At 65.4% G+C, this 24,382-nt stretch carries 17 protein-coding genes and 2 pseudogenes; 3 read left to right on the plus strand and 16 right to left on the minus strand.

What is annotated here, in order from left to right:
- From ISS20_RS12725 to apbC, 13 genes and pseudogenes are all read right to left on the minus strand, one after another.
- A pseudogene (locus ISS20_RS12725) lies at nucleotides 1-681 on the minus strand (formate dehydrogenase subunit gamma); the annotation flags it as partial.
- A gap of 8 nt (nucleotides 682-689) precedes the next feature.
- Entirely contained in the window at nucleotides 690-932 is a 243-nt protein-coding gene (locus ISS20_RS12730; protein ID WP_291437107.1) for a hypothetical protein, read from the minus strand.
- Nucleotides 929-1,546, minus strand: coding sequence for a formate dehydrogenase FDH3 subunit beta (gene fdh3B, locus ISS20_RS12735; protein WP_108616030.1), 618 nt, complete (start codon nucleotides 1,544-1,546; stop codon nucleotides 929-931). Before fdh3B ends, ISS20_RS12730 begins: the two co-directional genes overlap by 4 nt.
- Nucleotides 1,547-1,571: 25 nt before the next feature.
- Nucleotides 1,572-4,538 carry a formate dehydrogenase subunit alpha gene (locus ISS20_RS12740; protein WP_291437114.1) on the minus strand — a complete coding sequence of 989 codons (2,967 nt, stop codon included), beginning with the start codon at nucleotides 4,536-4,538 and terminating at the stop codon, nucleotides 1,572-1,574.
- Between the two features lie 14 nt (nucleotides 4,539-4,552).
- Nucleotides 4,553-4,762 (minus strand): formate dehydrogenase, encoded by a 210-nt coding sequence (locus tag ISS20_RS12745; protein WP_291437116.1) that lies wholly within the window; start codon nucleotides 4,760-4,762, stop codon nucleotides 4,553-4,555.
- A gap of 148 nt (nucleotides 4,763-4,910) precedes the next feature.
- A complete protein-coding gene (locus ISS20_RS12750; protein WP_291437118.1) occupies nucleotides 4,911-5,543 on the minus strand; it encodes a molecular chaperone TorD family protein in 633 nt (210 codons plus the stop codon).
- Nucleotides 5,540-7,609 (minus strand): 4Fe-4S binding protein, encoded by a 2,070-nt coding sequence (locus ISS20_RS12755; protein ID WP_291437141.1) that lies wholly within the window; start codon nucleotides 7,607-7,609, stop codon nucleotides 5,540-5,542. The genes ISS20_RS12750 and ISS20_RS12755 overlap by 4 nt, the downstream gene beginning before the upstream one ends.
- Nucleotides 7,569-8,306 carry a DUF3306 domain-containing protein gene (locus ISS20_RS12760; protein WP_291437120.1) on the minus strand — a complete coding sequence of 246 codons (738 nt, stop codon included), beginning with the start codon at nucleotides 8,304-8,306 and terminating at the stop codon, nucleotides 7,569-7,571. The genes ISS20_RS12755 and ISS20_RS12760 overlap by 41 nt, the downstream gene beginning before the upstream one ends.
- Nucleotides 8,299-8,859 carry a DUF3305 domain-containing protein gene (locus ISS20_RS12765; protein WP_291437122.1) on the minus strand — a complete coding sequence of 187 codons (561 nt, stop codon included), beginning with the start codon at nucleotides 8,857-8,859 and terminating at the stop codon, nucleotides 8,299-8,301. Before ISS20_RS12765 ends, ISS20_RS12760 begins: the two co-directional genes overlap by 8 nt.
- A gap of 83 nt (nucleotides 8,860-8,942) precedes the next feature.
- Complete coding sequence (gene fdhF, locus ISS20_RS12770) at nucleotides 8,943-11,846, minus strand: formate dehydrogenase subunit alpha (protein WP_291437124.1); 2,904 nt, start codon at nucleotides 11,844-11,846, stop codon at nucleotides 8,943-8,945.
- A complete protein-coding gene (locus tag ISS20_RS12775; protein WP_291437125.1) occupies nucleotides 11,843-13,744 on the minus strand; it encodes an NADH-ubiquinone oxidoreductase-F iron-sulfur binding region domain-containing protein in 1,902 nt (633 codons plus the stop codon). The genes fdhF and ISS20_RS12775 overlap by 4 nt, the downstream gene beginning before the upstream one ends.
- A gap of 197 nt (nucleotides 13,745-13,941) precedes the next feature.
- Nucleotides 13,942-14,898 (minus strand): LysR substrate-binding domain-containing protein, encoded by a 957-nt coding sequence (locus ISS20_RS12780; RefSeq protein WP_291437127.1) that lies wholly within the window; start codon nucleotides 14,896-14,898, stop codon nucleotides 13,942-13,944.
- A 25-nt stretch (nucleotides 14,899-14,923) separates the two neighbouring features.
- Nucleotides 14,924-16,015, minus strand: coding sequence for an iron-sulfur cluster carrier protein ApbC (apbC, locus tag ISS20_RS12785; RefSeq protein WP_291437129.1), 1,092 nt, complete (start codon nucleotides 16,013-16,015; stop codon nucleotides 14,924-14,926).
- Nucleotides 16,016-16,135: 120 nt separating this feature from the next.
- On the opposite strand from apbC, the gene ISS20_RS12790 reads away from it, so the two are divergent.
- Nucleotides 16,136-16,708: a restriction endonuclease gene (locus tag ISS20_RS12790; protein ID WP_291437131.1), complete on the plus strand. Its 573-nt coding sequence runs from the start codon at nucleotides 16,136-16,138 to the stop codon at nucleotides 16,706-16,708.
- A gap of 106 nt (nucleotides 16,709-16,814) precedes the next feature.
- Nucleotides 16,815-18,086, plus strand: a complete 1,272-nt coding sequence (locus ISS20_RS12795; protein WP_291437133.1) for a patatin-like phospholipase family protein — start codon at nucleotides 16,815-16,817, stop codon at nucleotides 18,084-18,086.
- 19 nt (nucleotides 18,087-18,105) lie between these two features.
- Here ISS20_RS12795 and ISS20_RS12800 read toward each other — a convergent pair whose 3' ends face one another.
- Complete coding sequence (locus ISS20_RS12800) at nucleotides 18,106-19,221, minus strand: SMP-30/gluconolactonase/LRE family protein (RefSeq protein ID WP_056746770.1); 1,116 nt, start codon at nucleotides 19,219-19,221, stop codon at nucleotides 18,106-18,108.
- A 174-nt stretch (nucleotides 19,222-19,395) separates the two neighbouring features.
- Between ISS20_RS12800 and metG the strand changes: the two genes are divergently transcribed.
- The gene (gene metG, locus ISS20_RS12805; RefSeq protein ID WP_192420225.1) at nucleotides 19,396-21,495 is read left to right on the plus strand and encodes a methionine--tRNA ligase; all 2,100 of its coding nucleotides are present in this window, start codon (nucleotides 19,396-19,398) and stop codon (nucleotides 21,493-21,495) included.
- A 116-nt stretch (nucleotides 21,496-21,611) separates the two neighbouring features.
- Here the strand turns inward: metG and ISS20_RS12810 are convergent, their stop codons facing one another.
- Nucleotides 21,612-23,948 carry an integrin gene (locus ISS20_RS12810; protein WP_291437139.1) on the minus strand — a complete coding sequence of 779 codons (2,337 nt, stop codon included), beginning with the start codon at nucleotides 23,946-23,948 and terminating at the stop codon, nucleotides 21,612-21,614.
- A gap of 252 nt (nucleotides 23,949-24,200) precedes the next feature.
- A pseudogene (locus ISS20_RS12815) lies at nucleotides 24,201-24,382 on the minus strand (YitT family protein); the annotation flags it as partial.

Below are 24,382 nucleotides of genomic sequence, written 5' to 3' on the forward strand. Positions count from 1 at the left end.
ATGGACGTTCTTGAGCGCGTAAGTGAGCCAGCCAAACAGCGTGCTGCCCATCACAGGAAGCAGGAAGAACTTGCCAAACGCCATCACCAGACCAGACAACGCCAGTGCCACGAAGGCAATCGCGTTGGCCCAATGCGCAGACCGTTCGAAGGGCGTAAAACGCTCGATCTTCCGGCCCGTCTCGGCGCCGTGCAGCATGATCATGCCCTTGCGCCAGTAAAACAGCGCAATCGCCCCCGCCACGATCAGCAACAGCGAACCACCGTAAGGAATGATCCAGTTGTTGCGCACCTGGCGCCAGGCTTCGCCCGCATTGGTCACCCGCGAGCCGGGGTACTGCACAAAGCGCTGGATCAGGTTACCCGCCTCGGGCGCCTGGGTTACGGGCAGGCTGCTGTAACCCGTCACGCCTTGCCCCACCTGGCGCCACATGGGCGCGTTGTTGCCGGGCTGCACCTTCATGCGCTCGCCGTTGGTCTGCTCGGCGTATTGGGGGTCGGCGCTGGCGTCGGGTTTGACCTGAAAGATGTTCTGGCTTTGCACGCCGCCCACCGCAGCCGGTGCAGCAGTGGCTGCAGGAGCCGCCACGGATGCGTCCGGCGCAGCCGGCGGCGTCTGGGCGCTAGCCAGCCCCCAGGCCAGACTGGCCACTAAGGCCATGGACCACACGATGTATTTCATGGTGGACCTCACTTCGCCTGGGTGCGGGTGTATTCGTTCTGCCCGTACTGCTGGCGCGCTTTCAACTGCGCTTCCCAGCTGGTTTTGTCACCGGCTTTCCAGCCAGGCTGCGTGAAGTTGCTGCCGGTGCCCGCGTAAGGCGGAGCATCGCTGCGGACGCCCATGCCTGTCTGTGGCTTCTCGGTGCAGGCGCTGAGTGACAACACGGCCACTGCGGCAGCCAGGGTCCATTGAACGGTGCGCTGCATCATGACTTGCCTCCTGCAGGCTGACCTGCTTGTTGCGAACCGTAGGCAGTACCCCAGCCCCACACCTCGGCGCCCTTGCCACGCTGCACCACGCGGTTGCGGAAGATATCCGCCACCACATCGCCGTCACCGGCCAGCAGGGCCTTGGTAGAACACATTTCTGCACAGGCAGGCAGCTTGCCCTCGGCCAGGCGGTTGCGGCCGTATTTTTCAAACTCCGCCTGGCTGCCATGTGCCTCGGGGCCACCGGCGCAAAACGTGCATTTGTCCATCTTGCCGCGCACACCAAAGGTGCCCGACGAAGGGAACTGCGGCGCGCCAAAGGGGCAGGCATAGCTGCAGTAGCCGCAGCCAATGCACACGTCCTTGTCGTGCAACACCACACCCTCTTCGGTGCGGTAGAAGCAGTTGACGGGGCACACCGCCATGCAGGGTGCATCGCTGCAGTGCATGCAGGCCACCGAGATGGACTTCTCGCCCGGCACACCGTCGTTGAGCGTGACCACGCGGCGGCGGTTCACGCCCCAGGGTACTTCGTGTTCGTTCTTGCAGGCGGTCACGCAGCCGTTGCATTCGATGCAGCGCTCTGCGTCACAGATGAATTTCATTCGTGCCATGTGTGTATCTCCTTGCGTGGCGCGATCAGGCGCGTTCCACGTTGCAGATCGTGGTCTTGGTTTCTTGCATCATGGTCACGCTGTCGTAGCCATAGGTGGTGGCCGTGTTCACAGCCTCACCGCGCACCACAGGCGCCGCACCCTTGGGGTAATACGCCAGCATGTCCGCCCCTTGCCAGCGGCCCGAGAAGTGGAACGGCATCCACACGGTATCGGGTGCCACCCGCTCGGTGACGAGTGCCTGCACGTTGATGCGTGCGCCGGTGGGAGAACTGAGCCACACACGCTCGCCGTTGCGGATGCCCCGGTCGGCCGCCGTCTTGGGGTTGATCTCGACGAACGATTCCTGCTGCAGCTCCGCCAGCCAGGGGTTGGAGCGGGTTTCCTCGCCGCCGCCTTCGTACTCCACGAGTCGGCCCGAGCTCATGATGAGCGGGAATTTCTCGTGCACCTTGTCGGCCACGTTTTTCTCCTGCACGCTCTTGTACAGGGTAGGCAGGCGCCAGAAGGCCTTCTTGTCGTCGTGGGTGGGGTACTTGGCCATGAGGTCAGGACGCGTGCCATACAGAGGCTCACGGTGCTGCGGAATGGCGTCAGGGAAGTTCCACACCACAGCGCGTGCCTTGGCGTTGCCGAACGGATGACAACCGTGCTTGAGGGCCACCCGGATGATCGCGCCCGTGGGGTCGGTCTTCCAGTTCTTTCCCTCGGCCTTGGCCTTTTCGGCATCGCTCAGATCGTCCCACCAGCCCAGCTTCTTGAGCAGCACGTGGTCGAACTCGGGGTAGCCCGTGGTGATCTCGCTGCCCACCGAATGGGAGCCGTCCTCTGCCAGCAGGTTGACGCCATCCTTTTCCACGCCGAAGTTGGCGCGGAAGTTGCCGCCGCCTTCCATCACATGCTTGGAGGTGTCGTACAGATTGGGCGAGCCTGGGTGCTTGAGCTCCGGCGTGCCATAGCAGGGCCATGGCAGGCCAAAATAGTCGCCGCCAAAGTCGTAACCAGTCTCCTTGTCCTTGCCGCCCTTGGCCTTCAGGGTCTTCACATCGAACAGGTGCATGTTCTTCATGTGGGCCTTCAGGCGCTCAGGGCTCTGGCCGGTGTACCCAATGGTCCAGACCGACTTGTTGATCTCGCGCAGGATGTCCTCGGGCACAGGCTCGTCCATGCCCTTGACCTTCTGCATCTTGTAGTTCTTGACGAGTTCGTCGGCAAAGCCAAGCTTTTGCGCGAACTGATACATGATCATGTGATCGGAGCGACTCTCCCACAGCGGGTCTATCACCTTCTCGCGCCACTGCAGCGAACGGTTCGATGCCGTGCACGAACCGCTGGTCTCGAACTGCGTGGCAGCCGGCAGCAGGTACACCGCGCGGTTGGGGTTCAGGTCTTCGGCCTTGCCGGGCATGGCAGCCATGGCGGCCGTGGCGGATGGATAAGGGTCCACCACCACCAGCAGGTCCAGCTTGTCCATCGCGCGCTTCATCTCGAGACCACGGGTCTGCGAGTTGGGAGCATGGCCCCAGAAAAACACGCCGCGCAAGTTGGAGTCCTGGTCGATCAGTTCGTTGTTCTCCAGCACACCGTCGATCCAGCGCGACACGGTGATGCCGTTCTTGGTCATCATCGCGGGCGACGCATACTGCTTCTTGATCCACTCGAAGTCCACACCCCACACAGCAGCGAAATGCTTCCACGAGCCTTCAGCCAGGCCGTAGTAGCCGGGCAGCGAGTCAGGGTTGGGGCCCACGTCGGTGGCACCCTGCACGTTGTCGTGACCGCGAAAGATGTTGGTGCCGCCGCCGCTCTTGCCCACGTTGCCCAAAGCCAGCTGCAAGATGCACGATGCACGCACGATGGCATTGCCGATGGTGTGCTGCGTCTGGCCCATGCACCACACGATGGTGCCGGGGTTGTTCTCGTGCAGCATCTTGGCGACCTTGAAAACCTGGTCTTCCTTGACGCCGCAAGCCTCTTCCACCTTGTCAGGTGTCCACTTGGCCAGCACTTCGTCTCGCACCTTGTCCATGCCATAGACACGGTCGTTGATGTACTTCTTGTCTTCCCAGCCGTTCTTGAAGATGTGGTACAGCACACCAAACAGGAAGGGAATGTCGGTGCCGGAGCGGATGCGCACGTATTCGTCGGCCTTGGCCGCCGTGCGCGTGAAGCGCGGGTCCACCACGATCATCTTGCAACCAGTTTCCTTGGCGTGCAGCATGTGCAGCATGGACACCGGGTGGGCTTCGGCTGCGTTGGAGCCGATGTACAAAGCGACCTTGCTGTTTTGCATGTCGTTGTACGAATTGGTCATGGCGCCGTAGCCCCATGTATTGGCCACGCCCGCCACAGTGGTGGAGTGGCAGATGCGCGCCTGGTGGTCACAGTTGTTGGTCCCCCAGAAACTCACGAACTTGCGCAGCAGGTAAGCCTGCTCGTTGTTGTGCTTGGACGAACCCACAAAGTACACGCTGTCGGGGCCGCTGGCCTTGCGCAGCTCCTGCATCTTGGCCGTGATTTCGTTCAGGGCAGTGTCCCAGCTGATGCGCTCGTACTTGCCGTTGACCAGCTTCATGGGGTAACGCAGGCGGTACTCGCCATGGCCGTGCTCGCGCAGGGCTGCGCCCTTGGCGCAGTGGGCACCCAGGTTGATGGGCGAGTCGAACACCGCCTCCTGGCGCACCCACACGCCGTTCTCGACCACGGCATCGACCGCGCAACCCACTGAACAGTGGGTGCACACGGTGCGGCGCACTTCGATCTTGCTGTCGCCGATGCCAACCTTGGCACCTTCAGCAGCGTTGGATTTTTTGACCAGCGTGAGTTGCGAGGCGGCAATACCTACACCCACTCCCAGGCCGGAGCGGCGCAGGAACGAACGGCGGTCCATGGTGGGCAGAGCTTGCGACAGGCCACGGCGCAGGCTGTGCACAAAAGGCGACGCAGAGCTGTTGCCCTGCACGGAATGAGAAGACTTCTTGGTTAGCAACATGGCGTGCCCCGATGTCAAAGTTGGGTGGTCTTGTAGTACTGCTTCACGCGGGCAGACAGGTGGTAGCCACCGCCCTTTTCGGGTGCGACGCGAGCGGGCTCGGACACCACGGCATCCGACGGTGCAACATGGGGGAGTGCCACAACGGCTGCTGCGGCAGCCCCTACGGTGGCGGCGCCGGAAAAGAAGCTCCGGCGTGAGGAATTTGGCTGGCGGTTCTGCATGCTTGTCTCCAGAAAGGCTGGCAGCTATGAAACGGAATTCATACAGTCTATGTCAGTGTGTAAAAACCTGCCATGGAGCTTTACAACTCCCAGTAACACACTCATCTTTTATAGCGACATATCGAGGGTTTACGAGCATCTGAAAGGGTCAATCCAACATGTCGAAGCCCTGGGTTTCCACCGACACAAACGCGCGGGTGAAGTGGGCTACCGCCAGGTAGAACGAGGCCTGTGGCTGTGCAGCAAGGGCATCGCACAACTGCAGGATCCAGGGCTGCAAATGGGTTGAAAAAAATTCACGCTGCGATGTCAGGTTGCAGACAGCTACATCGTCTCCGGCGATCAGATAGCGCATCACCTCCAGCAGGTAGGCCACATGGTCTTCGGTTTCGGGCATCGTTTCATCCCGCGCCAGGCCCAGTTGCTGCAGATCGGTGCGCAGGCGCGCCAGCGGCTTTTCGTTGAGAAACCCGCTGAGGTAGTGCGAACCATACAAAAACACCTCGGGCTTGCCCACGCCGCCAAAGAGCCGGTCAAACTCCTGCGCGATGGCCGCATCGCTGAGCGCACGCGACGCCGCCACCAGTTGCTGCCAGGGCTCCTGCAAAAAGCCGCCATCGGCAGGCGCCTCCGTCACTGCCACCCGCAGGGCCGACAGCAGCTCCGGGCCAGGCGCGGCGTAGTACAGCTGCGACAGCAGGCCATACAGCTCGGCACGGGCGGTTTCCTCGTCGAGCGCAGAGCTGCCGCCCAGGGGGGTCAAGGTGGATGGGGCGCTCACAGGTCAGTCACTTTCGTCTCGTTTTGTGCGGAATACAGGTCGATCACGCGGCAGTCGCTGCACATCTTCAGGCGCTCCAGCGCCTCGCCCTGGAACATGGGGTGGCCCGACAGCTTGCCCAACATGGCCTCGATGGCCTTGACCGTGCCAAACGGCTTGCTGCAGCGCACACAGGCCCAGGGCTTGGCCTCGTTGAGCACACGCAATTGCGCACGCTCGGGCGTGAGCAGCAGGCGCGGCTGCAGGGTGATGGCGTCTTCAGGGCAGGTGGTGGCACACAGGCCACACTGCACGCAGTTCTTTTCAATGAAGCGCAGCTGCGGCAGCTGCGGGTTGTCCTGTAGCGCGCTGGCGGGGCAGGCGCTCACGCAGCTCAGGCACAGAGTGCAGCGATCCTTGTTGACCTCAATGGTGCCCAGGGGAGACCCTATTGCGGGCAAGGCAATGGCCGCAGGCCGCTCAGCCACGGACAAGGGGGCCTGCTCGATCAGGTGGTCCAGCGCCATCTCCAGCGTGCTGCGTTTTTCCTGCGCCACCGCAAAACGCGCGGCCACGGCCGGGGTCTTCTGGCGCGTCTGGCCCAGAGCCTGCAATGCTGCGTCGAGTTCGGTGGGGTGCGCGGCGCGCAGCAGTTGCACATGGGTGCCGGTGTAGCCCAGCCCGCGCAAGAGGGCCTGCGCCACATCCATCTGCGCCTGCAATCCGTCCAGGTACTGCGGTGCCTCCTCCTGGGTCGAGAGCACCACCACCTGTGAAGCGCCGTAGGCAATGGCGCTGAGCCACAGGTCCACCCCAGTGCTGGCCGTGTGCCACAGCGCCACCGGGATCACGTTGGCAGGCACGCCCTGCGCCAGTTTCAACTGGGCGGCACGGCCCAGCTCTTCCACCAGCGTCTGGCCGCGCTCCTGGCTGTGCAGCAGCAGCACGGCATCCTTGCCACCGGCAGCGGTGTAAGTGGACAACAGGGTCTTGAGCTTGGTGCCCTGCTCCGTCGCACTGGGGTAGGCATAGGTCAGCGCGCCAGTGGGGCACACGGTGGTGCAGGCGCCGCAGCCCACACACAGGTTGGGGTTCACCTTGATTTGCTGACGGCTCTTGTCGCTGGCAATGGCCTCGGCCGAGCAGATGTCCACACAGGCGTTGCAACCCACGGTCTCGTTGCGGCTGTGGGCGCAGAGTTTTTGTTTGTAAACAAAAAATTTGGGCTTCTCGAACTCGCCCACCAGCTCCCGCAGCTTCAGCAGCGTAGCCAGGTCACGCCCGTCCCAGCGCAGATAACCCTGCGGCAGCGCGTGCTGCAAGAAGGTGGGCGTAGCGGTGGCCGAACGCAGGTCCAGCACCAGATCAAAGCGCTCGGTCTGCGCAGTGGCGTCGCGGGTGAAGTCGATGGCACCCGCCACCTGGCACACCTTCACGCAGGCGCGGTGCGACTGGCAGGCGGCCAGGTCGATCTGGTAGTCGAGGCCAATGGCGTTTTCGGGGCAGGCCGCCACACAGGCGTTGCAGCGCGTGCAAAGGTCCAGGTCGATGGGGTTGTCAGCCGCCCATTGCAGCTCAAACGCACCCAGCCAGCCAGTGAGGCCCGTGATGCGACCACCCAGCACCGGATAGCGCCGCGCCTGCGCGCCACCAGCGTTGCCAGGGCCCTGGGTGAACAGCGTCACATCCAGCACGTCCGACACCAGGGCAGCGGCCTGCTCGGCCTGGTCAAGCGGGCCAATGATGAGCAGGCGGCCCGTGCTCTTGTAAGTAACCGTGGGCACGGGAGGGGGGTCGGGCAGCCGGGCGGCTGCCAAAAGCGCGGCGATCTTGGGGCTGGCCTTAGCGGCATCGCGGCTCCAGCCACCGGTTTCGCGGATATTCACAAACCGGATGGGCGACACCGCGCCTTCGGTCTGCTGGCCCAGGTCGCCAAACAGGCGCTGCTCCTGGGTGCAGGCCACCACCACGTCGTCGCCCGACTGGATGGCCTTTTGGAACGCCCCGGCGTCGCGTCGACACAGGGTGGAGTGAAGGGTCAGGTCTTCATGCAGTGCCTCGCCCAACGCCTTGGCGTTGAGAGGCATCGTCTGGTTGCAGTCGCAGATGAGCGTCGTGGTCATTGTGGGTATGGCTGGCTGGTGTGACCACCGCATCCTGGGCGGAGCGTGGGGCCACCTCAGGCTCGCTAGAGGAAACGCTAGGAACAGCGTTGCATACCCGGGACTGTGCCACGTCTGCAGGGGTTTGCGCCTCCGCATCATCCCGAGGCTGACTGGCCGGCGGGGATATTGGGGCCACGGGGGCCGCATCCTGCGCCAGATCGCCTGGCAGCCCCTGCGCAGAGGCCGCGGCTTTTTTCTCGTGGTCAAAAAAGCCCAGCGCGTGCGCGCTGGCCATCTTGCGCAGCATGCCTGCGGGCAGCGGGTCAGGCTGGGTGTAGTCGCCGATGTAGATGTCCAGACCATCCATCACGTTGAAATGCGGGTCGGCAAACAGCTTCTTCATGGCCAGATTGCGCACCTCGGGCGATACGGCACGGGCCACAAAGGGTTTGAAGTCGGATGCGGGCGTGAGCGCCTCAGCGTCGGCCAACGTAGGCGGTGGTGGCAGCTCTGGGGCGGGGGGTGCAGGCGCGGCTGGCGCTGCCACGGTGGCCACCGGCGCTGGTGCGGGCGCTGCCACCTGGGGGGCGGGTGCGGGCGGCGGCGGGTCTTGCACCGGCTTGCCCGCCAGCACGTCCTGCTTGCGGCGCGACCAGCGACCGAGGAATCCATCAGCCATGGCCGCCACCTCCGCCTCCGCCGCCACGCGGCTTGTCGGTGGACACCGACGCGGGGTTGCCGAAGCGGTCCTGCAGCGTGCGAAAGCTCTCGGGGCGCTTGCGGCGCTTGGGCTCTGGCTGGTAGTGCTCGGCCACAAAGGCGCGCAGCGCCTCCACCACCTCGGGATCGGCGGGCACCTGCTCGACGGTTTCCTGTGCGTCCAGCCAGCGGCCAGCATCGTGGTAGCTCAGGCTCACCGCCACAGGGCGGGCCAGTGGGACCTCGCCCGTGCCGGGGTCTTCATCGCGGCGCCACATCACAAACCAGCAGGGCGCGGGAGAGGTGAGGTTCAGGTGGTAACCCTCGGCATCGTCGCGAAACAGCTCCACGCGAAAGCCCGGAAACAGCCAGCGCTGCTCCTGCTCGTCCTGGATCAGCGGGCGGGGTTCGGTACCAAAGGTGGGCTCATGGATCACCACCTCGGCCAGCGACCACCGCCAGGGCTGCCAGCGGTTGTCGATGTGCTCGCACCGCATGATCACGGCAACGTCGGTGTAGGGGCGCTCAGTCATGGGCTGCGACTGTACCCCGGAGTAACCCCTTACCCGCAGCGCGCCGCGCAAAGCCCCACAGCCAGCGTACAGATCGCGCGGCGTCAGGCCGGACCGCCAGGGGTCTGCAAGACCTCCACCGCCACCGCGCAGTACTTGAACTCCGGGATCTTGCCGAACGGATCGAGCGCCGCGTTGGTGAGCAGATTGGCCGCCGCCTCCACATACGCAAACGGCATGAACACAGTGCCACGCGGCGTGCCATCGTCGCGCCGCACGCGCACCTGCACCATGCCGCGCCGTGAGCGAATGCCCACCAGCGCACCGGGCTGCACGCCCAGCCGGTCCAGTTCATCGCCATGCAGCGACGCGGTGGCCATGGGCTCGATGGCGTCGAGCACCGTGCTGCGCCGCGTCATGCTGCCGGTGTGCCAGTGCTCCAGCTGGCGGCCCGTGATGAGCACCAGGGGGTAGTCGGCATCGGGTTTTTCCGCCGCCGGGATCACGCTGGCGGGCACCAGCTGCAGGCGACCCGTGGGCGTGGGGAATTTTTCGGTGAAGACGATGGGCTGGCCCGGGTCGTCTTCGGTCATACACGGGTAGGTCACGCTGGAGTTGCGCTCCAGGCGGTCCCAGGTGATGCCTTGGATGCTGGCGTGCATGGCCTGGCGCATTTCGTCGTACACGGCAGCCACGCCCGACTCTTCGCCTTCGTAGTTCCAGCGAAGGCCCATCCGCTGGGCCATCTGCTGAATGATCCACAGGTCGGGCCGAGCATCGCCCGGGGGGTTCAGCGCGCGGCGGCCCATCTGCACCATGCGGTCGGTGTTGCTGGCCGTGCCGGTCTTCTCGGGCCAGGCGCTGGCGGGCAGCACCACGTCGGCCAGCCACGCGGTTTCGGTCAAAAAGATGTCCTGCACCACCAGGTGCTGCAGGCTGGCCAGCGCGTGGCGCGCGTGGTTCAGGTCGGGGTCGCTCATGGCGGGGTTCTCGCCCATGATGTACATGCCGCGCACCTTGTGCGGGTCGCTGTCGGGCGCCAGGGCCTTGTGCATGATCTCGACCACGGTGTAGCCCGGTGCCTCGTCCAGCTTGGTGCCCCAGAAGTCTTCGAACCACGCATGTGCGCCGGCGTTGTCCACGCGCTGGTAGTTGGGGAACATCATCGGGATCAGGCCCGCGTCGCTCGCGCCCTGCACGTTGTTCTGGCCGCGCAGCGGGTGCAGGCCCGAGCCCGGCTTGCCGATCTGGCCGGTGACGGCGCACAGCGCGATCAGGCAGCGCGCGTTGTCGGTGCCGTGGATGTGCTGGCTCACGCCCATGCCCCAGAGGATCATAGAGGACTTGGCCATGGCAAACGCCCGCGCTACCTCGCGCAGCGTCTCGGCCGGGACGCCGCACACGGGTGCCATGGCCTCGGGGCTGCAGCCCATCACGTTGGCCTTGAGTGCCTCGAAGTTGTTGGCGCGATCCTGGATGAAGGCCTCATCCACCAGCCCTTCATCAATCACCGTGTGGATCAGCGCATTGAGCATGGCCACGTCGGTGTCGGCCTTGAACTGCAGGGTGCGCCACGCATGGCGGCCAATGTCGGTCACGCGCGGGTCGGCCAGCACGATCTTTGCGCCACGCTGTGCGGCGTTTTTCATCCAGGTGGCGGCCACGGGGTGATTGGCCGTGGGGTTGGAGCCGATCACGAAGATCAGCTCGGCATGCTCCACGTCGTTCACGGGGTTGCTCACCGCGCCGGAGCCCACGCCTTCGAGCAGCGCGGCCACGCTGGAGGCGTGGCACAGCCGGGTGCAGTGGTCCACGTTGTTGCTGCCAAAGCCGGTGCGCACCAGCTTCTGGAACAGGTAGGCCTCTTCGTTGCTGCCCTTGGCCGAGCCGAAGCCCGCCAGCGCCTTGGGGCCGTGCGTGTCGCGCAGGTTTTTGAGCGTGCCCGCGGTCAAGTCCAGCGCCTCATCCCAGCTCGCCTCGCGGAAGGTGTCGCGCCAGTCGGCGCCGTAGGGCCGCACCTCCTTGGGCACGCCGCTCTTGCGGATCAGCGGCACCGTGAGGCGGTCAGGGTGGTGGGCGTAGTCGAAGCCAAAGCGCCCCTTCACGCACAGGCGGCCGTGGTTGGCCGGGCCGTCGCGCCCTTCGACGCTGATGATTTTTTCATCGCGCACGTTGTAGGTGATGAGGCAGCCCACGCCACAGAACGGGCAGACCGAGTCGACCTTGCGGTCCACCTTTTGGGAGCCGATGTGCGTCTTGGGGCTGAGCGCGCCCGTGGGGCAGGCCTGCACACATTCGCCGCAGGCCACGCAGGTGCTCTCGGCCATGGGGTCGTCCAGGTCGAAGACGATCTTGCTGTCTGCCCCGCGCAGCGCGTAGCCGATCACGTCGTTGACCTGTTCCTCGCGGCAGGCGCGCACGCAGCGGTTGCACTGGATGCAGGCATCCAGATTCACCGCCATGGCCGGATGGCTCAGATCGGGCGCGGGTTGCTCGCGGCGAAGGGCTTGGAGCGCTGGGCGCACGGTGACGCCCAGGCGGCTGGCCCAGGTGCTCAGTTCGCCGTGCTGGCCTACCGTTGGGGCAGTTTTTGAACCCAATTCACCTATAGCGCTAGATGTATATGTGCTACCAGCTATCAATTCAGGAGTATCTGCAGCCCCATCATTCCATTGGTAGCCCACGTCCGGCATGTCCGACAGCAACATCTCCACCACCATCTGCTGACTCTTGCGGGCACGCGGGCTGGCTGCCTGCACCTTCATGCCTTCGGTCGGAGCGCGGCAGCAGCTGGGCGCCAGCGTGCGCTCGCCTGCGATCTCGACCACGCAGGCGCGGCAGTTGCCGTCGGACCGCAGGCCGTCGGTGTAGCAAAGATGCGGGATGTTCACGCCGTGGCGCTGCGCGGCTTTCAGAATAGTTTCGCCAGCGTGGGCAGTGACGGGCTGGCCGTCCAGCTCGAAGGCCACGCCGGACTGCACCGCAGTAGATGTCAACACGGCGCTCATGGCTGCAACCCTCCGGGCAATTGCTCGGTGAGCGGGCTGTTGCGCGGCTTGGGCAGGTCGCCTGGCCAGGGCCCCTCGCCCACCTCGTGCGGGAAGTATTTGTGGATGCAGCGGATGGGGTTGGGCGCCGCCTGGCCCAGGCCGCAGATGGACGCATCGGCCATCACCTGTGCCAGATCGTCCAGCAGGTCGGCATCCCACTGCGGCGCTTCCATCAGCGCGGCGGCCTTGGCCGTGCCCACACGGCAGGGTGTGCACTGGCCGCAGCTTTCGTGTTCAAAAAACCGCATCACGTTCAGCGCTGCATCGCGCGCCCGGTCGTACTGGCTGAGCACGATGACGGCGGCGGAGCCAATGAAGCAGCCGCAGGGCTGCAGCGTGTCGAAGTCCAGCGGGATGTGGCTCAGACTCGCGGGCAAGATGCCGCCCGAGGCGCCGCCGGGCAGGTAGGCATAAAGCTGGTGGCCATCCAGCATGCCGCCGCAGTATTCGTCGATGAGTTCCTGCACCGTGATGCCCGCCGGAGCGAGCTTGACGCCAGGGTGCTTCACCCGGCCGCTCACGCTGAAACTGCGCAGCCCCTTGCGCCCGTGGCGGCCAAAGCTGGCAAACCACTCGGGGCCGCGCTCGACGATGTCGCGCACCCAGTACAGCGTCTCGAAGTTGTGCTCCAGCGTGGGCCGGCCAAACAGCCCCACCTGCGCGATGTAGGGGGGGCGCATGCGGGGTTCGCCACGCTTGCCTTCGATGCTCTCGATCATGGCCGACTCTTCGCCGCAGATGTAGGCGCCCGCGCCGCGCCGCAGTTCGATGTGCGGCAGCGGGCACGGGGGCTCGGCGCGCAGGTCGTCCAACGCCCGCTGCAGCAGCGCGCGGCAGCCGTGGTATTCGTCGCGCAGGTAGATATAGATGGCCTCGGTGCCCACCACCTGGGCAGCGATGAGCACGCCTTCCAGAAAGCGGTGCGGGTCGCGTTCGAGGTAGGTGCGGTCCTTGAAGGTGCCGGGCTCGCCTTCGTCGATATTGACGGCCATCAGGCGTGGCGCGGGCTGGTCGCGCACGATGCGCCACTTGCGCCCTGCCGGAAAGCCTGCGCCACCCAATCCGCGCAGGCCCGAGTCCTCCATGGCTGCAAGCACGGCCTCGGCATCCATCTCGCCATTGACCAGCGCAGCGGCCGTCTGGTAACCACCATGCGCGCGGTAGGTAGCCAGGTCGGTGTGGGCGGGGTTGATCGCATCGGGCTGCGCAGGCACGCTGCGCCCGGCCAATGCTGTCACATCAAAATTGATAGCAGATTGTGCATATGGATGTAGCGCTACCGCACGATCAGGCTTCAAATGGACGGCTTCCAACACTCCATCGACCGTGGCGTGAGGCACCGGGCACTGGTGCACCACCGCTACAGGAGCCTGCTCGCAGCGGCCCACACAGGGCACCGCCACCACCTGCACATCGCCGCCCTGCCCTGCCGCGCGCAGGCGCTCGGGCAGCGCGGCCAGCAGTTCGCCGGCGCCGGCGAGGCTGCAGCTCAGGCTGTCGCACACCCGCACCAACAGGCGCGGGGCCTGCGCATCTTCGCCGCGCACGATGTCGAAGTGGTGATAAAAGCTGGCCACCTCGTACACCTCGGCCATGGGCAGATTCATCTGCTTGGCCAGCCCCACGAGGTGCCGGTCGTGCAACACGCCAAAGTGGTCGTTCAGCCGGTGCAAATATTCAATGAGCAGGTCGCGACGGAAGCCCGTTACCGGGCGCGGCCCCAGCAGCTGCGCCACGTCGGCCATCGCTGCGTCTTCAGGCTGGCGGCCCTTGAGGCGGCTTTTGCGACGAATGCGTTCGCGCATGTCGTTGACGGACACGGCGGCGACGGTAGGAGCTTCGGGGGCAAGGTGCATGGAGCGGGGGCGTGGGGGCGTTGTTTTGTATGAAGGCGCCTGCATAGGCCGGGCGCGACGCCGCAGTGTCGGCCAGGGGCGCATGCAGCGTCAAATTGCCGATGCACATGGGTCGATCACAAAAACAAATGAAACAGCCGGGTTTGAGATGCCCTGCGAATCGCCTATGGCCGCCCCGGCGGTGGGTCGAGCCTGGGTCAGTGGACTGCCAACAACCCGCTGTGCGCGGCGGCATGCTGCAGCCAATCGGAGTCTTGCGCCAGCGCCAGCGCCGCATCGAGTGCACGCGTTGACTGCACCTGCCGGTGCGACATGAATCCAATCGCCGTGGTGAGCACCGGGCCCGTCAGCGGCAGCGCCTCCAACCCGTCATGGCCGCGCACGGCATCGACCAGCGCCCCGGGCAGGATGCTGCACACCTGGCCTGCCACCACGCTCAACGCCAGGGTCAATACCGAATCCGTTTCCATGGCGGGCCGCACCGTAGCACCCGCGCTGCGAAACGCACCGTCCACCAGGCTGCGGTTGTGCATCTCGGGGGTGAGCAGGCACAGCGGCAAGGCCGCCGCATCGGCCCAGGCCATGGGAGGGCCTATCTGCAGCCCGCGCGCCGGCCCCTTGCGCTGGCTCGGCGCCCGGCGCAGCAAAAAATAGTGCTCCACATACTGCGGCCAGGCCCGCAGCAGGCCGCCGCGTGCAGGCATGCGCTCGGTGTAGCCCAGCGCCAGGTCCAGTGCAATGGATTCCAGCCCCGCCTCCAGCGCCTGCGAGCTCATCGACAGCGCCACCGGCACGATGCCCGGGTGCCGCGCCTGCAGCTGCGCGGCAAACCGCGCCAGGATGGGCATGGCCGTGGGCACAGCGCCCAGGCGCAGGGTGCCGCGCGGGTGTGCGGCGTCGCTGCTCAGGTCCTGCTGCAGCACCTGGTGCTCGTGCAGCATGCGCTGGGCCGTGGCGAGCACGCGCTCGCCCTCGGGCGTAAAGCCCTCAAAACTGCGGCCCCGGCGCACCACCACCACGCCAAACTCTTTTTCCAGCGCGCGCAACGCGTTGGAGAGCGCCGGCTGCGTGATGTGGCAGGCCTGCGCCGCCCGGCCAAAGTGCCGGTGCTCGTGCAGCGCCACCAGGTAGCGCAGGGACGCGAGCAGGTTCATGGCGCGGTGCGGCGGATCGGGAAGATCAGGTGTTCTTGCTGATCGAGATGGTGGGGAACTTGCTGGAGAAGTCCTTGGCCTGCTGGGCGATCTTCACCGCCACGTCGCGTGCCACCTTCTTGTAGATCTTGGCCACGTCCCCGTCGGGGTCGGCCACCACGGTGGGCTTGCCACTGTCGGCCTGCAGACGGATGCTCATGTCCAGCGGCAGAGCGCCCAGGTAGTCCATGTTGTATTCGGCGGCCATCTTCTTGCCGCCATCGGCACCAAAGATGTGCTCCACGTGGCCGCAGTTGCTGCACACATGCGCGGCCATGTTCTCCACAATGCCCAGGATGGGCACACCTACCTTCTCGAACATCTTGATGCCCTTCTTGGCGTCCAGCAGCGCGATGTCCTGCGGGGTGGTCACGATGACCGCGCCCGTCATGGGCACGCGCTGGCTCAGCGTGAGCTGGATGTCGCCGGTGCCGGGCGGCATGTCGATGATGAGGTAGTCGAGGTCTTTCCAGTTGGTCTGGCGCAAGAGCTGCTCCAGCGCCTGGGTGGCCATGGGGCCGCGCCAGATCATGGCTTCGTCCTGGTCCACCAGGAAGCCGATGGACATGACCTGCACGCCGTAGTTCTCCAGCGGCTCCATGGTCTTGCCGTCGTCGCTCTCAGGGCGGCGATTAATGCCCAGCATCATGGGCTGGCTGGGGCCGTAGATGTCGGCGTCGAGCACGCCCACACTGGCGCCCTCTGCCGCCAGCGCCAGGGCCAGGTTGGCGGCCGTGGTGCTCTTGCCCACACCGCCCTTGCCCGAGGCTACGGCAATGATGTTCTTGACCTGGGGCAACAGCTGCACGCCGCGCTGCACGGCATGGGCCAGCACCTTGGTGGTGATGTTGACCGACACGTTGTCCACGCCCGCCACGCCCTTGGCGGCGGCCACCAGGCTGCGGCGCAGCTCGGGCACCAGGCTCTTGGCGGGGTAGCCCAGTTCCACGTCAAACGCCACGTCGCCACCGGTGATCTGCAGGTTGCGCAGGGCGCGGCTGCTGACAAAATCCTTGCCCGTATGGGGGTCCAGCACGCTGGAAAGTGCGGCCAAAAGGCCCTGTTCGGTGACTGCCATTCAAATAACTCCTGTGGGGCCAGTAGTCTATTCCCAAGCTCCCGCCCCCTGCCGCTGAAGGACAATGCGCACCGCATTGCATCGTAGCTCTCTCCAAAAAGGCCTCCCGTGAAATTCAAGATGTCCGAAAACTCCCTGTTTGCCGTCCTGCTGCGCTCGCCGTGGTGGATCAGCTTTGTGGTGGTGGGCCTCATCACGCTGGCGGCCGGAGCGCTGTTGCCCAAGGAATACTTTGTGGTGGGTGCGCTGGCGGGTTTTCCCATCTTTGTGGTGGGTTGCATGGCGGCCTGGAAGCAGCTGCGCGCGCCCAACCCCGCCAAGGTGGTCGAGATGCTGGAAGCCGTGGGCAGCATGCCGTGGCGCAGTTTTGCCGACACCCTGGCCACCGCCTGGGAGCGCGCGGGCTACAGCGTGGAGCGCCTGACAGGCAACAACGCCAACGGGGCTGACATGCGCCTGAGCCAGGGCGGCAAGACCACGCTGGTCAGCGCCAAACGCTGGAAGGCTGCCACCCATGGCGTGGAGCCGCTGCGGGAGCTGCAAACAGCCATGACCGCTGCCGATGCGTCGGCGGGCGTTTATGTGGCCGCCCTGGGTCAGGTCAGCGAGAACGCCCAGGCGTTTGCCCGCGAGCACGGCATCGTGGTGCTGCAGGGTGATGCCGTGGCGCAGCTGCTGCTCAAGCAGCGCTGAGGGCCACAACACCGCGTGTGGGGCGGGCCGCACATGCGGGTTTTCCCACATGAACCGCGCCGGGGCGCCCCTCCACACTGGGAGCCTTACACCGCCCACCCCGTCCATGCCCCCCACAATCCCCACCGCAGCCCCTGGTACCGGGCCTTCCACACCCGCCACGGGCCTGCTGCTGACCGGCGGCGGCGCCCGCGCTGCCTACCAGGTGGGCGTGCTCGAAGCCATTGCCGACCTGCGCCAGGCCTGCGGCGAAGGCGGAGGCCCCAACCCCTTTCCCATCATCACCGGCACCTCGGCGGGGGCCATCAACGCGGCGGCGCTGGCCTGCGGGGCCGACCACTTTGACCGTGCGGTGCGCCGCATCGCACGCGTATGGCGGCAGTTCCATGCCAGCCAGGTGTATGGCGCCGACTCTCTGAGCGTGATGCGCAGCGGTGCGCGCTGGCTCACACTGGTGTCGCTGGGCTGGGCGCTGGCACGCTGGCGGCGCATGCGGCCGCGCTCGTTGCTGGACAACTCCCCGCTCGAGAAGCTGCTGGTCAAGATGGTGCCGCTGGTGCGCCTGCCCCGGCTGATCCGCAAGGGCCACCTCACCGCGCTGGCCGTCACGGCATCCAGCTACAGCTCGGGCGAGCACGTCACCTTTTTTGAAGCGGCCACGCCCGTCAAACCCTGGGTGCGCTCGCAGCGCAAGGCTGCCAGCGACCGCATCACACACGAGCATCTGCTGGCGTCGTCGGCCATTCCGTTCATCTTTCCGGCCAAGGGCATCGAGGTGGACGACCACATCGAATACTTTGGCGACGGCTCCATGCGCCAGTCGGCGCCCATCGCCCCCGCCATCCACCTGGGGGCGGAGCGCATTCTGGTGATCGGTGCGGGCCGCATGCACGAGCCCCAGGGTGATGCCGCCGCCAACCCCACGCCCAACTACCCCACCCTGGCGCAGATTGCGGGGCATGCACTGTCCAACATCTTTCTGGATGCGCTGGCGGTGGACGTGGAGCGCGTGCAGCGCATCAACCAGACCCTGTCGCTCATCCCCGAAGAAAAGCGCCTGCACAGCGCGCTGCGCCCCATCGAGCTGCTGGTGATTGCGCCATCGCAGCGCCTGGACGCCGTGGCCGCGCGCCATGTGGGCGACCTGCCCGGCCCCGTGCGCACCATGCTGGGCGCCCTGGGGGTCACGTCCAACATGGCCGATGTGCGCGGCGCGGCGCTGGCCAGCTACCTGCTGTTCGAATCCGGCTACACGCAGGAGCTGATGGCCCTGGGCCGGGCCGACACCCTGGCCATGCGGGCCGAGGTGTGCAGGTTCTTTGGGTGGACAGATACAGGCGCCGAGGTGAAGACCCGGCACCATGGGGAAACCGCCTGAGACGCCCCAGGCCTGAACCCTACGGCTTGGGCAGCCACCCCAGGCCGTGCGCGTGCAGGCTCTGCACATACAACCGGTCCGCCGTCTCCGTGATCGCGGTGGTCTCGGGGTAGGCGCCACTCGGGTCCTGCAGGTCGGCCACCACCTTGCCATCGTCGGTGAACGCAATCACATGGCCGTAGGGCTGGGGGATGGGCCACAGAGCACGCGGCAGGCGCAGGGTCAGGCTGCGCAGCCAGGGCTTGCCCGCCATGTTGTCGATGGCGGCTCCGCGTGGCTTGGCAAAGCCCAGCCACACCTTGCCGTCCTGCCCGCGCATCAGGTTGTCGGGGTAACCGGGCAGGTTGTCGAGCAGCACGCGGGCCTGGGGGCTGGTCTGGCCAATGTCGAGGTCATTCGCATCCACCGCAATCTTCCACACCCGGTATTTGCCGGTTTCGTTGACGAACAGGCTTTTCTCGTCCTGACTCAGCGCCACGCCGTTGGCAAAGCTGATGCCCCGGGCGACCACGCGTGCGGTGCGGGTGGCGGGGTCGTATTCGATCACCCGGCCCGTGCTGGCCTGCTCCAGGATGTCGAGCACACTGGCCTCAAACGTACCGCCCCAGTCCTTAGGGGCAAACCGGGTGGAGGCATCGCTCAGGTACATCTTTCCGCTTTGGGCCACCACCACGGCGTCGGCATAGCGGATGGGGTCGTTGCCCACCTTGTCGGCCAGCACGGTGACCTTGCCATCGGGCGCAATGGACAGCAGGCCCTTGATGGCATCGGCCGCGATCAGGTGGCCCGCCGCATCGAAGTCGAACCCCAGCACCCGCCCGCCGGTGTTGGCAAACACCTCCTGACCCGAGCCGTCGGGGTTCATGCGCAAAATGTTGCCGCTGAGCACGGTGGTGTAGAGCTTGCCGTCCTTGCCAAAGGCGATGTGCTCGGGGCCCACCTCGTCTTTGAGGTCGATGATGTTCAGCTGGGCCAGACGCTGGTTGGGAGCGTGCACGCCCTGGTAGCCAGGGGCGGCAGGTGCAGTCCAGGCCAACGGCTGAATGGGCACAGGCCACGTTGCCAGATAGGCAGCCACCACCAATATCGCGCCACCCACGCCCCACCCCACCCGTGTTGCCCATGTTCTGGCCATGTGTTGTCTCCTCATGATTATTTGACTGCGGGGCATTGTGGCGCCGTCAGAGGCTGGCGCACAGGCCACGGCTGGCACCTGCGCGACCGGGCCTATCCGGTGCAGCGCCTGCAGCGGTCAAGGACACTGCCGACCGCCTAAAATCACGGGTTCCGCCTGAGAAAGCCGCATTCCATGACGACCTCCGCCCGCAAACTCTTCGTTACCACCGCCCTGCCCTATGCCAACGGCAACTTCCACATCGGCCACATCATGGAATACATCCAGGCCGACATCTGGGTGCGGTACCAGCGCATGCAGGGCCACGCGGTGAACTTTGTGGGGGCCGACGACACCCACGGCGCGCCCATCATGATTGCCGCCGAAAAGGCCGGCAAGACGCCCCAGCAGTTCGTGGCCGACATTGCTGCCGGCCGCAAGCAGTACCTGGACGGTTTTCACATCAGCTTTGACAACTGGCACAGCACCGATGCGCCCGAAAACCACGAGCTGGCCCGCCAGATCTACCGCGACCTGCGCGACCGCGCCGACGGTGGTCTGATCGAGGTGCGCACCATCGAGCAGTTCTTTGACCCCGAGAAGAACATGTTCCTGCCCGACCGTTACATCAAGGGCGAATGCCCCAAGTGCCACGCCAAGGACCAGTACGGCGACAACTGCGAGGTGTGCGGCACGGTGTACGCGCCCACCGACCTCATCAACCCCTTCTCAGCCCTGTCGGGTGCCAAGCCCGAGCTCAAGAATTCGGAGCACTTCTTCTTCAAGCTGTCGGACCCACGCTGCGTGGAGTTTCTGGAGAACTGGACGCAGGACGGCAAGCTGCAGCCCGAGGTGGCCAACAAGATCAAGGAGTGGTTCACCGTCCGCACCAACCCCGACGGCACCACCAGCGAAGGCCTGGGCGACTGGGACATCAGCCGTGACGCGCCCTACTTCGGCATCGAGATCCCCGACGCGCCCGGTAAATACTTCTACGTGTGGCTGGACGCGCCCGTGGGCTACCTCGCGTCGCTGAAGAACCTGCTGGAAAAGCGCGGCGAAAGCTACGACGCCTACATGGCCGACCCGGCCATGGAGCAGTACCACTTCATCGGCAAGGACATCGTCACCTTCCATACGCTGTTCTGGCCCGCCATGCTGCACTTCAGCGGCCGCAAGACGCCCAACAACGTGTTTGTGCACGGCTTTTTGACCGTGAACAACGGCGAGAAGATGAGCAAGAGCCGGGGCACGGGCCTGGACCCGCTGAAGTACCTGAGCCTGAACATGAATGCGGAATGGCTGCGCTACTACCTGGCGGCCAAACTGAGCGCACGCAACGAAGACATCGACTTCAATGCCGAAGACTTCATGCTGCGTGTGAACAGCGATTTGATCGGCAAGTACGTGAACATTGCCAGCCGGGCGGCGGGCTTCTTGACCAAGCGCTTTGACGGCAAGCTGACCGACCAATTTGGCACCACGGGCGCGGCCCTGCTGGCCGAGGTGCGCGGTGCCAGCGACGCCATCGCGCAGATGTACGAAACGCGGGAATACAGCAAGGCCACGCGCGAGATCATGCTGCTGGCCGACAAGGTCAACGCCTATGTGGACCAGAACAAGCCCTGGGATCTGGCCAAGGACGCTGCCAACAACGAGGCCCTGCACCAGGTGTGCTCGGTGCTGGTCAACGCCTTTGCCACGCTCACCCGCTACCTGGCCCCCGTCCTGCCGGGTCTGGCCCAGGCGGTGCAAGGCTTTGTTGGCGTGAACATGCAGCAGTGGAACGCAGCGGGCGACGTGCAGGCCATCCAGCCCTACCAGCACCTGATGCAGCGCGTCACCCCCGAACAACTCGAAGCCTTGTTTGAGCCACCGGCGCAGGCAGAACAAGCGCCAGCAGCTACAGAAACCGTAGCAGCCAACTCCCACCCTGGCGGCGAAGAACTCGCCCCCACCATCACCATCGACGACTTCACCAAGATCGACCTGCGCATTGCGCTGATCGTGAACTGTGAGCCGGTCGAAGGCTCCACCAAGCTGCTGCGCCTGACGCTGGACGTGGGCGAAGGCCGCACGCGCAACGTGTTCAGCGGCATTGCCAGCGCTTACAAGCCCGAAGACCTGGTGGGCAAGCACACCGTGATGGTGGCCAACCTGGCCCCGCGCAAGATGAAGTTTGGCGTGAGCGAAGGCATGGTGCTGGCCGCCAGCCATGGTGACGAAAAGGCCAACCCCGGCATCTACGTGCTCAACCCCTGGCCGGGCGCCACGCCCGGCATGCGGGTGCGGTAAGGCGTGCAACGCTCATAGACAAAGCAATCGACAAGGATACCGAGGGGTGCTGAGCCCCTCGCCATTCGCTGATAGCGGAAGGGGCGGCATGTTGACTGCCTCCCATCATCCAGTTTTCAGTACAGGTACACCGCGCCCGCGTTGGTGCTGCTTTCGTCCGACTGATTGCCGCCAACGCCAGTCGATCCACTGTCTTCAGTGGATGCCCCCACGGCCAGGGTAGTGCCGTCACCCGATATCGCCACACGGCCACCGAACCGGTCCCCAGTGCCCGTATTGGGTGCCTTCAGGTAGGCTTGTTGCGCCCAGGTGCCCGCGCTGCGGCGGAACACCAGCACAGCGCCCGCATCCGCAGCGGCGGTGTTGGCCTGGTCGCCATTGAATCCGCGCGCATTGCTGTCGTCCCGGTACGACGGCACCACCAGCGTGTCGCCGTCGCCGGACATGGCCAGGTTGTTGCCGAAACGATGGGGGGTGCGGGTGTTGGAGGCTTTCAAATACGCCTGTGACTGCCAGACGCCACCTGCGCGAATGAACACAAACACCGCGCCAGAGTTGAGTGCCAGAGTGTTGCGCGGTGGCGGCACGACGAAGGTGCCTGTGTAGTTGCTGCTGTCTCCATCCATGCCAACCGCCAGCGTGTTGCCGTCGCCTGACAGGATGACCGACACACCGAAGCGGTCCTGCGCTTGGGGACTGGGGGCCTTCAGATAGGCCTGCTGCGACCATGCCCCCGCATTGCGCTGGAACACATAAGCCGCACCGGCATTGGTCAAGGTGTCGTCCGCAGGATCACTCGCCAAAGCGCTGCGCTCAAAGAACGCACCCACCGCCAGGGTGTCGCCCGCGCCAGACAGGCTGAGGTAGATGCCGAAGAAATCTCCCACGCCTGCGTTGGATGCCTTGAGGTAGCTCTGCTGTGCCCAGCTGGTGCCCGTGCGGGCAAAGACGTAGGCGGCCCCGGACGCAGCATAGGCTGCATTGCCGTGTGTTCCGGTCAGGTCACCATCCTCGTTATAGGCCCCGACCGCCAGGGTGTTGCCGTCGTTCGAGAGGGCTACGAATGAACCGAAAAGATCGTCGGCATCCGCGTTGCTCGCCTTGATGAATGCCTGCTGCGACCAGACGGCGCCCGTGCGGGAATAGACATAGACGGCGCCGGAGTTGCTGGCCAGGTTGTTGGTGGCGGGCATGGTCGCAAACGTGCCCTTCTGGTCGCCGCTCTCGCCATCCGCGCCGATGGCCAGCGTGTTGCCGTCGGCAGACAGCGCCACGGCATTGCCAAAATAATCGTTGGCCTCGCCGTTGGGGGCGGCAATGCGCGCCTGCTGCGACCACGTGGCGCCACTCTTCGTGAAGACGTACACCGCGCCGGTGTTGCCTCCCTCTCCATACGCCCCCACGGCCAAGGTGGTGCCGTTGCTGGACAAGGCCACACGGTTGCCAAAGCGGCCTTCGGCGGTGGTCGCCGACGCCTTGAAGTACCCAATGGCGCGCACCATGTCGGCCGCCACAGAAGTCGACGGGGCGCTGCAACCACCGGCATTGCAGGCCTGCACGGTGTAGGTGGCATTCAGCCGCAGGTGCAGCAGCACCGGTACTGCATAGGTCAGCCCTGTGGTGGCTGTGGACCCGATCTGCACGGGTGTCAGCGGGCCTGCGCCATCCGGGTCCTCGTACACCGTGTAGCTGGTTGCACCCGGCGCCGAAGTCCACGAAAAGATCAGCGCCTTCGTCCCGTAGCCAATGCCCAGGCCACCCGGCGCCGGAGGAGCTGGCGGCGGAGGGGGCGGTGGCGGAGGCGGGGTATAGATCGTGCTGCAAAGCACCCTCACCTGGGTGACCGGCGCCACGGCGACTCCAGTGCCAGCTTCGACCGTACAGGCCTGATCCACAGGCTGCGCATACACCGTGACCGCATAGGCGCTACCGTGAGGCACCGGCGATGCAAACCGGAAAGCGCCGTTGTCAGTCAGCAGCAAATCTGCAGCGCCATTCAGCCGCAGCCTCAGCCCCCCCACCAGGCCCGTGACGGTCCCACCCACCACATAGGTGTTGGTGGTGCAGGCCACCAGGATGTTGGTGACCGGGCCCGTCACCACACCCGAGCCGTTTTCCACCACGCAGGTCTGCCCCACCGGCTGGGTGCGCACAACAATGTTGTAAGCCTGCCCCTGCGCAACGTTGGTGACGTAACTGCCGCTGGCCGTGATGCTCACTTCCGCACCCGTTCCGTTGGCGAGTACCAGGGTGCCCGTCAGCCCCGTCACCGTGCCCCCCACCGGATGCTGCACCACGGCGGGCGGTGGTGGGGGAGGCGGTGGCTCGGCAGAGTCCCCACCACCGCCGCCGCAAGCTGCCAGGGCGCCTGCCATGACCAGAGGCAACGCCCATGCCGCACCGGCAAGCCTCGCACGCAGGGCCTCGGCCATGGCAGAAAAATTTCGATACATCAAGGGTTCTCCGGGTCTGTGAACTGCATGGACACTCCAACCCCTCGGGAGGCACGAATAGGTCCGGCTCCCTCGTGCGGGTGCAGGCGGGGTGCCTGGAACTCTAGGGCGGGAGAACGCGCAAGCGCACCCCACTGAAGCAGGGTTGACGCAGAGAATGGAATGGCCCCGTAGCGTTTGGCGGGACTCAGAACCCCGGGGGTCGCGCTCAACCGACGAGACTGTCAGCCACCGCGCTGGCGGCTGTCTCGCTCAATGGCCCACGTAGCGCCCTGGCCGGTGGCTGATCCACAGAAACCCGCTCATCACCAGCACCGCCAGCACCGAATACGCCACACGGTCTACCGGCACCACCCACAGTGCGAGCAGCACGACGGTGCCATCGATCATCATCTGCACCTTGCCCGCACGCATGCCGTAGCGGCCTTGCAGGT

Origin of the sequence: Acidovorax sp., from assembly GCF_016783915.1 — a bacterium.
Lineage (GTDB): Bacteria > Pseudomonadota > Gammaproteobacteria > Burkholderiales > Burkholderiaceae_C > Acidovorax.

Bases quoted from the DNA above. Each gene is read 5' to 3' on its own strand.
- ISS20_RS12730 (WP_291437107.1), bottom strand. From the start codon at position 932: ATGATGCAGCGCACCGTTCAATGGACCCTGGCTGCCGCAGTGGCCGTG.
- fdh3B (WP_108616030.1), bottom strand. From the start codon at position 1,546: ATGGCACGAATGAAATTCATCTGTGACGCAGAGCGCTGCATCGAATGC.
- ISS20_RS12740 (WP_291437114.1), bottom strand. From the start codon at position 4,538: ATGTTGCTAACCAAGAAGTCTTCTCATTCCGTGCAGGGCAACAGCTCT.
- ISS20_RS12745 (WP_291437116.1), bottom strand. From the start codon at position 4,762: ATGCAGAACCGCCAGCCAAATTCCTCACGCCGGAGCTTCTTTTCCGGC.
- ISS20_RS12755 (WP_291437141.1), bottom strand. From the start codon at position 7,609: ATGCCTCTCAACGCCAAGGCGTTGGGCGAGGCACTGCATGAAGACCTG.
- ISS20_RS12760 (WP_291437120.1), bottom strand. From the start codon at position 8,306: ATGGCTGATGGATTCCTCGGTCGCTGGTCGCGCCGCAAGCAGGACGTG.
- ISS20_RS12765 (WP_291437122.1), bottom strand. From the start codon at position 8,859: ATGACTGAGCGCCCCTACACCGACGTTGCCGTGATCATGCGGTGCGAG.
- fdhF (WP_291437124.1), bottom strand. From the start codon at position 11,846: ATGAGCGCCGTGTTGACATCTACTGCGGTGCAGTCCGGCGTGGCCTTC.
- ISS20_RS12775 (WP_291437125.1), bottom strand. From the start codon at position 13,744: ATGCACCTTGCCCCCGAAGCTCCTACCGTCGCCGCCGTGTCCGTCAAC.
- ISS20_RS12780 (WP_291437127.1), bottom strand. From the start codon at position 14,898: ATGAACCTGCTCGCGTCCCTGCGCTACCTGGTGGCGCTGCACGAGCAC.
- apbC (WP_291437129.1), bottom strand. From the start codon at position 16,015: ATGGCAGTCACCGAACAGGGCCTTTTGGCCGCACTTTCCAGCGTGCTG.
- ISS20_RS12790 (WP_291437131.1), top strand. From the start codon at position 16,136: ATGTCCGAAAACTCCCTGTTTGCCGTCCTGCTGCGCTCGCCGTGGTGG.
- ISS20_RS12795 (WP_291437133.1), top strand. From the start codon at position 16,815: ATGCCCCCCACAATCCCCACCGCAGCCCCTGGTACCGGGCCTTCCACA.
- ISS20_RS12800 (WP_056746770.1), bottom strand. From the start codon at position 19,221: ATGGCCAGAACATGGGCAACACGGGTGGGGTGGGGCGTGGGTGGCGCG.
- metG (WP_192420225.1), top strand. From the start codon at position 19,396: ATGACGACCTCCGCCCGCAAACTCTTCGTTACCACCGCCCTGCCCTAT.
- ISS20_RS12810 (WP_291437139.1), bottom strand. From the start codon at position 23,948: ATGTATCGAAATTTTTCTGCCATGGCCGAGGCCCTGCGTGCGAGGCTT.